This is a genomic window from Allobosea sp. (assembly GCF_030694325.1).
GTDB lineage: Bacteria > Pseudomonadota > Alphaproteobacteria > Rhizobiales > Beijerinckiaceae > Allobosea.
Genome location: NZ_JAUXYO010000121.1, coordinates 1 through 6,600, shown reverse-complemented (window position 1 = coordinate 6,600; position 6,600 = coordinate 1). Strand labels below are relative to the sequence as shown.

Annotated in this window: 7 protein-coding genes and 1 pseudogene; all 8 read right to left on the bottom strand. The window is 69.3% G+C overall.

Annotated features, from left to right (window positions below):
* A partial coding sequence (locus tag Q8M82_RS07480) for a polysaccharide biosynthesis/export family protein (protein WP_305690746.1) occupies positions 1-305 on the bottom strand: 305 nt, incomplete at its 3' end.
* Between the two features lie 386 nt (positions 306-691).
* Positions 692-1,453, bottom strand: a pseudogene (ccsA, locus tag Q8M82_RS07475) (cytochrome c biogenesis protein CcsA); the annotation flags it as partial.
* A 7-nt stretch (positions 1,454-1,460) separates the two neighbouring features.
* A complete protein-coding gene (gene ccmE, locus Q8M82_RS07470; RefSeq protein ID WP_305690745.1) occupies positions 1,461-1,991 on the bottom strand; it encodes a cytochrome c maturation protein CcmE in 531 nt (176 codons plus the stop codon).
* On the bottom strand, positions 1,988-3,091 hold the full coding sequence (ccmI, locus tag Q8M82_RS07465; RefSeq protein WP_305690744.1) for a c-type cytochrome biogenesis protein CcmI: 1,104 nt from the start codon (positions 3,089-3,091) through the stop codon (positions 1,988-1,990). Before ccmI ends, ccmE begins: the two co-directional genes overlap by 4 nt.
* 78 nt (positions 3,092-3,169) lie before the next feature.
* Positions 3,170-4,543 carry a sensor histidine kinase gene (locus Q8M82_RS07460; protein WP_305690743.1) on the bottom strand — a complete coding sequence of 458 codons (1,374 nt, stop codon included), beginning with the start codon at positions 4,541-4,543 and terminating at the stop codon, positions 3,170-3,172.
* A gap of 9 nt (positions 4,544-4,552) precedes the next feature.
* Positions 4,553-5,221 (bottom strand): response regulator transcription factor, encoded by a 669-nt coding sequence (locus Q8M82_RS07455; protein WP_305690742.1) that lies wholly within the window; start codon positions 5,219-5,221, stop codon positions 4,553-4,555.
* A 40-nt stretch (positions 5,222-5,261) separates the two neighbouring features.
* Positions 5,262-5,573 carry a PepSY domain-containing protein gene (locus tag Q8M82_RS07450; RefSeq protein ID WP_305690741.1) on the bottom strand — a complete coding sequence of 104 codons (312 nt, stop codon included), beginning with the start codon at positions 5,571-5,573 and terminating at the stop codon, positions 5,262-5,264.
* A gap of 64 nt (positions 5,574-5,637) precedes the next feature.
* Positions 5,638-6,600, bottom strand: a 963-nt coding sequence (locus Q8M82_RS07445) for a GTA baseplate fiber-binding domain-containing protein (protein WP_465248072.1), incomplete at its 5' end; no start/stop codon positions are given.

The following is a 6,600-nucleotide window of genomic DNA, read 5'->3' as shown; positions in this document are numbered from 1 at the left end:
GCCAGTTCGGGCGGCGTCTTGCCGGTGGCGAGGTATTCCTTGACGAGCGGCGTCGAGAAGCGGCCGTCGGGTCGCACGATGACCGTCTGCGACAGTTCGGGATTGCGCCACACGAAGATGTTCAGGCTGTCGCCGGGACCGACGCGATAAACCCAGTCTTTCGCGTAGTCGCTGTCGCGCGGTGCGTCCGGGTAACTCGACCAGAACGGGTTGGTGAACGAGCAGCCGGCGAGCGTCAGAGCGGCTGCGCCCAGCACGAGCAGACCAATGAGCTGCCGTTTCCGATTAAAAAGCTTCGCCCGCATAGTCGTAATCCTCACGCTGCTGCCGCCCGGGTTCTGCCGGTTGTGTCTGCGCCAGCCTTGGCCCGCAGATATAAACCCAGCACTTTCAAGATGGTTAGGTGCCATTTTTTATCTATTTACTGATTAAGTCCAGCGCCAGCCCGCTGTCGCCCGGGCGGCACGTCGCCCAGGGCCACAGGCATCGGCGTGGCCGGGGAATCCTGAAGCGCGGATTCTGGTGGGGAAGGACCGCCGCGCACCGTGTCGTCGCGCCCGTCTTCACAATTGTTTAGGCCGCGGCCTCGGGCGGCGTGGCACGCGCCTGCGGCACTTCGTCCGCGTCCGGTGAACGCGCGGCGCCGTCCGGCAGGAAGGAGATGTGGCGCTCGGAGAAGCTCAGACGCCCAGGCCAGCCAGGGCATCAGCGAGGCGTTCTCGACCGGGTCCCAGAACCACCATCCGCCCCAGCCCAGTTCGTAATAGGCCCAGTAGGAGCCCATCGCGATGCCCAGTGTCAGGAAGACCCAGGCGAGCAGCGTCCAGGGCCGCACGGCGCGCGCCCAGACGGCGTCGATCCGCCCGTCGATGAGGGCCGCCACGGCGAAGGCATAGGTGATCGAGAAGCCGACATAGCCGACATAGAGCAGCGGCGGGTGGATCGCGAGGCCGAGGTCCTGAAGGATCGGGTTGAGATCCTGCCCCTCGGGCGGCGCCGGAACCAGCCGGCGGAACGGGTTCGAGGTCAGCAGGGTGAAAGCCAGGAATGCCACCGTGACCATGCCCTGGGCGGCGAGGGTCCCAGCCCGCAGACGCACCGGAAGCGAGCGGCGCGACAATGCGACGAGCGCGCCGAACAGCGTCAGGATGAGGACCCAGAGGAGCATCGAGCCCTCATGGTTCCCCCAGACGGAGGTCAGCTTGTAGATCAGGGGCTGCGTCGAATGCGAGTTGGCGACGACATTCTCGACCGAGAAGTCCGACCGCACATAGGAGGTGACCAGTGCGGCGAAGGCGAGCGCGACCAGCAGGAAGCAGGTGACGGCGGCGGCCGAGCCGACGCTGGCGAGCGCCCGGTCGTGCCGCGCGACGCCCCAGAGCGGCACCAGCGACTGCACCACGGCAACGCCGAGCGCCAACGCCAGTGCGAAATGGCCGATCTCGACGATCATGACTGCCTCATGGGGACGACTGCGGGGCCGGCTTCGCCGAGGGTGCCGATCCCCCTGCCCCGCCCGGCTGCCAGTGGCCCTGCTTCTTCAGCGTGTCGGCCACCTCACGCGGCATGTAGGTTTCGTCATGCTTGGCGAGCACCGAGTCGGCGCGAAACTGGTCGCCGCCCTGGAACACGCCCTCGGTCACGACGCCCTGCCCCTCACGAAACAGGTCGGGCAGCAGTCCCTCATAGGTGACCTTGATGGTGGTCCGGCTGTCGGTGATCGAAAAACCGACGCGCTGTCCGGGCCCGCGAACGACCGAGCCGGGCTCGACCAGCCCGCCGAGGCGCATGCGCGTGCCGGGGGTCACGCCCTTTTCCGCGATCTCCGTCGGACCGTAGAAGAAGACGATGGTGTCGCGCAGCGCAAACAGCACGAGCCCGGCCGACAGGGCGAGCACCAGCCCGGCGGCGCCGATCAGCATGAGCCGGCGCTGCTTTCGCGTATAGCGGCGCTTTCCGGCGAGCGGGCGTACAGGCTCGACGGCGGTCAAGGCGCAGTCTCCTTGAGGGCGAGTTCCCCGGCCAGCGCGTCCAGCGCCGCAGCGGCGGAGGCCTCCTGCGACAGCCGCTCGCGCGCCAGGGCCAGCGATTCCCGCGCCGCCGCCTTGTCGCCGAGGACCGCTTGCGACCGGATCAGGCGCGTCCATTCCGGCAGCGTACCGCCGCCCTCCTTCAGCCGCACCGAGAGCCCCTCGACCATGCCGCGGATCGCGGCCTGCTGCTCGGCCGGCGGCAGCGCCGCGATTCCGCCAGCCGCCGCTTCCGCTTCGAGCCGCGCCAACCGCTGGCGAACGGTCTGGCTCCAGGGCGCATCGGCGGCGGCCTCGTCGAGCAGGGCGCGCAGGCTGGCGATGGCGCCGGCCGCGTCACCATCCTGCTCCTGGCCGATGGCGAGGAAGAACCGGGCCCGGGCATTCTTCGGATCGAGACTCAGCGCGCCGGCGAAGCCCTCGCGCGCAGCGGCGGTGACGACGCCGCCGGCTGCGAGAGCCCGTGCCTCGCCGAGCCCGGCATGGGCTTCTGCGCTCGCCTCGCCATGGCGGATGGCCGCCGCGAAGGCGGTGGCTGCGTCGTCATAGCGATTCAGGCGCATATAAACCGGCGCAATGACCGACCAGCCCTTGCCGTCGGACGGGTTGGCGGCGAGATGGGCCTCGATGCGGGCGAGCGCGAGCGCGAAATCCTGCCGCGACGGATCGGCCTGGAGACGCGCCGCAAGCGGCTGGTCCGGCTTGGCCGGCGAGCCATAGGCCCCGTAGACCAGCAAAGCGAGGAGCGGCACGCAGGACAGGGCGAGCGCCGAGCTGGCGCGACGGCGGCGCAGCGAGGATTCCGTCTCGCCCGCGGGCGCCGCCTGATCACCCGAGGCGCGCAGCAGGCGACGCGCGGCCTCCGCGCGGGCGGCTTCGGCTTCGGCCGGCCCGATCAGCCGGCGAGCGAGGTCACGGTCGATCTCGCCGAGCTGCGCGCGATAGAGGCTCGTGGCGTCCCCGACATCGGCGAATGCGAGCGTCCGCCCCCGGCCGAGCGGCCAGAGAAGGGCGAAGACGGAGGCTCCGGTCATGATCGCGAAGATGATCCAGATCAGCATGATACGCTCATAGCCAAAAGCGGCCGCCGCATCATGCCCCGAATATGGCGACATAGGGTCACGCGGTGCGTCATCTCGTCAGACCGAAGGCAATGTCAGGCGCGCCCGCAGCCCACCGAGCGGCGACCGCTCCAGCGATACATCCCCGCCATGGAGCTTCGCCAGATCGACGACGATCGAGAGACCGAGACCGGAGCCGGGCGTGCCCTCGTCGAGGCGCCGCCCGCGCTTGAGCATGTCGGCCCGGGCATCGTCGGGCAATCCGGGTCCGTCATCGTCGATCAACAAAACGATCCGCCCTGAGCCGACGGGCGCCGGATCGAGCGAGACAGAAACCTTGGTTTCAGCCCATTTGAAAGCGTTGTCGAGGAGGTTTCCCAGCATTTCCTCGAAATCCTGCCGGTCCCCCCTGAAGCGCGCGCCGTCGGGCACGGTATGGCTCCCGACGATGCCGCGGCCCTGCGAAATCTTGGCGAAGGTGCGGATCAGGGCGTTCAGCGACGGCACCACCTCGGTGACCCCGCCGAGCGCGCCCGACAGCGCCGCGGCCCGGGCGCGATCGAGATAATACTGGACCTGATCGCGCATCACGGCGGCCTGGGTCCTGACGGTCTGGGGAAGGTTGCCGTCGCCGATCTCGGCCTCGTTGAGCATCACGCTCAGGGGTGTCTTGAGGGCATGGGCGAGGTTGCCGACCTGCGTGCGGGCACGATCGAGAATCTCGTGGTTGGCATCGATCAGCAGGTTGAGCTCGCCGGCGAGCGGGGCGAGATCGGGCGGATACTGCCCGACGATGCGTGGCGTTTCGCCGGTACGCACCATGCCGACGGCACTTCTCAGCCGCGCCAGCGGGCGAAGGCCGAAGCGGACCTGCACGATCGTCGAGGCGACCAGCGCAAGCGCGAGCAGGACGAAGGTCATCGTCAACGCCAAGCGGAACTCGCGGATGTCGGCGTCGAGTTCGTCGGAGGGGGCGGCGACCGCGACCGTGAAGCGGCCATCCTCGCCGACGTCGATCTCGCGTTCGAGGATGCGCAGCGACCGATCGTCGGGGCCGGAGATGTAGCTTTCGCGGATGCCGCGCGCATTGGGGACGATCGGCTGGTCAAGGAGCTTGGGTAGTTGCCCGCCGACGAGCGAGCGCGAGGCGCGGATCGTGGGCCGCTCGCCGTCGAGACGGATGATCTGCCAATACCAGCCCGACAGCGGCAGGTCGAAGCGCGGTTCGCCGAGATCGCCGATCGCCTGGCGTTCGGTTTCGGGCGGCGCGGCAAGATCGGCGATCAGTTCCTTGATGTAGACGCTCAGGCGCTCGTCGAAGCCCCGTTCCGCCGAACGGCGGTAGAAGGTCGTCAGGCCGACGCCCGCCAACATCAGCACCAGCCCACAGCAGACAGCCGCCGAGACGAAGAGCCGTGTGCCGAGGGAGAAGCGATGCGGGCGGAACGGCATCGCCGACGATCAGGCCTTGGCGGGCGCGGCGCAGATATAGCCGAGGCCGCGCACGGTCTCGATGACCTCGACCCCGAGCTTCTTGCGCAGGCGCCCGACGAACACCTCGATCGTGTTGGAATCGCGGTCGAAATCCTGGTCGTAAAGATGCTCGACCAATTCGGTGCGGGAGACGACGCGACCCTGATGATGCATCAGATAGGCCAGCAGCCGGTACTCGTGCGAGGTCAGTTTGACCGGGTTTCCATCGACGACGACACGGCTGGCGCGGGTATCGAGCCTGACCGGGCCGCAGACGAGTTCCGATGTCGCGTGCCCGGCCGCGCGGCGAAGCAGCGCCCGCACCCGCGCCAGCAGTTCCTCGACATGGAAGGGCTTGGTGACGTAGTCGTCGGCGCCGGCGTCGAAGCCACCGACCTTGTCGCTCCAGCGATCGCGCGCCGTCAGGATCAGCACGGGCATCGCCTTGCCGGCCCGTCGCCAGCCCTGCAGCACGGCGACACCGTCGACCTTGGGCAGTCCGAGATCGAGGATCACCGCGTCATAGGGCTCGGTCTCGCCGAGATAGAGCCCCTCCTCCCCGTCGAAAGCCTTGTCGACGGCATAGCCGGCGTTCTCGAGGGCGGTGACGATCTGGCGGTTCAGGTCCTTGTCGTCCTCGACGACGAGCAGTCTCACGGCGGATCAACTCCTGTTGGGCTGGGATCGCCCGGCGGGCTCAGCGAATCGTGCCGACCTTGCCCGACTGTCCCTCGAGCGTCACGCGGGCGACGCGGCCATCGCGCTTCAGCGTCGTGACCACGTAGACATACTCGTCGCCCTGGCGACACAGCCTGATGCGGACGACCTCGCCGGGCGCGGCCTGGCGGGCATGACGCGAAGCCTGCGCCGGCTGGATCACCCGGCCATCGGCCACCGCATCGCGCGTTTCGTCTGCGGACAGGCACGAAATCGGTTCCGGGTTGTCGATCCGGAGGATCGGCAACGGAGCCGCCAGCAGGGACAGGGCGAGGACGGTTTCGACGGGCATGATCGACATCGGCTAACCCCGCACGCGTGAACACGCCATGAATGCTGCGATCGGCGGGAGTATGTCAGCGGATCGGCAGGTATCCAAGGTATTCCCGCCCCCGCCCGACGACGGTGCTGATCTGGGCGATCACGATTTCGATCTCGTCCTGGGCGATGCCGAAATCGGCCAGTTCCTCCGCATTCGGATAGAGCCAGCGCGGGCTTTCAGTGGTCCCGCGACGCAGGACGACCCCGTCCTGCCGCACCGCGATCTCGTAGCGTTCGGCCTCCTCGCCCAGCGGCACCTCCGCCAGATTCCAGGAATCGGCGTCGATGCGGCTGCGGCGAATCCAGTCGATGGCGATGCCGTCCGCCCGGCGCCGGGCCCGGGCATGCACCGGAGACAACGGCAGCAGCGCCGCCGGCCCCGCCATCGCGACGACCTCCGCCATCGACGGGTCGCCCATGTCGCGCTGGACGGGACCGACCCGGTAGCGCTGCTCGCGCCCGAGGTCGGCGAGGTCGTCGGTCAGGGTCACGGCGGCGCCGTCCAGCACGACGAGGCGCGCGCCCGCCGGCAGGATCCGGCCCGCCGCCGCCTCGGACCCGCCGAGGCCGCGCAGCAGGCCCGACAGCCGGAAGCGTTGCGGGCCGATCAGCTCGACCTGCGTCGCGGTCACGATCTCGATCTCGCCGTCGGCGCCGATCAGGGCGAGCGCGTTGGCCCCGCCCAGCGCCGCTTCCGGCGTCACCGAGGCCAGGACGCCGCCCCGCAGCCGCACCTCCAGAGTGGCCCGGGTGTCGCTGCGCCAGAGCGGTCCCGGCGGCAGCGCCGTCAGCGTCTCCCCGACGATCGAGGGCGCCTCGATCAGCCGCTGCAACGCGAACTGACCTGCGCCGTCCGCCTCCCAGACGGCAAGCGCCCCCGGCCAGGGCTGGGCGAAGGCCGCGAGCGACAGCAGCGGTGGCGGTTGCGTGCGCGCGATGGGCAGGGAGAGCGGGATCACGAGAGGCCGACCGGGCAGCGGCGGCGGCGCGCGCGGCGG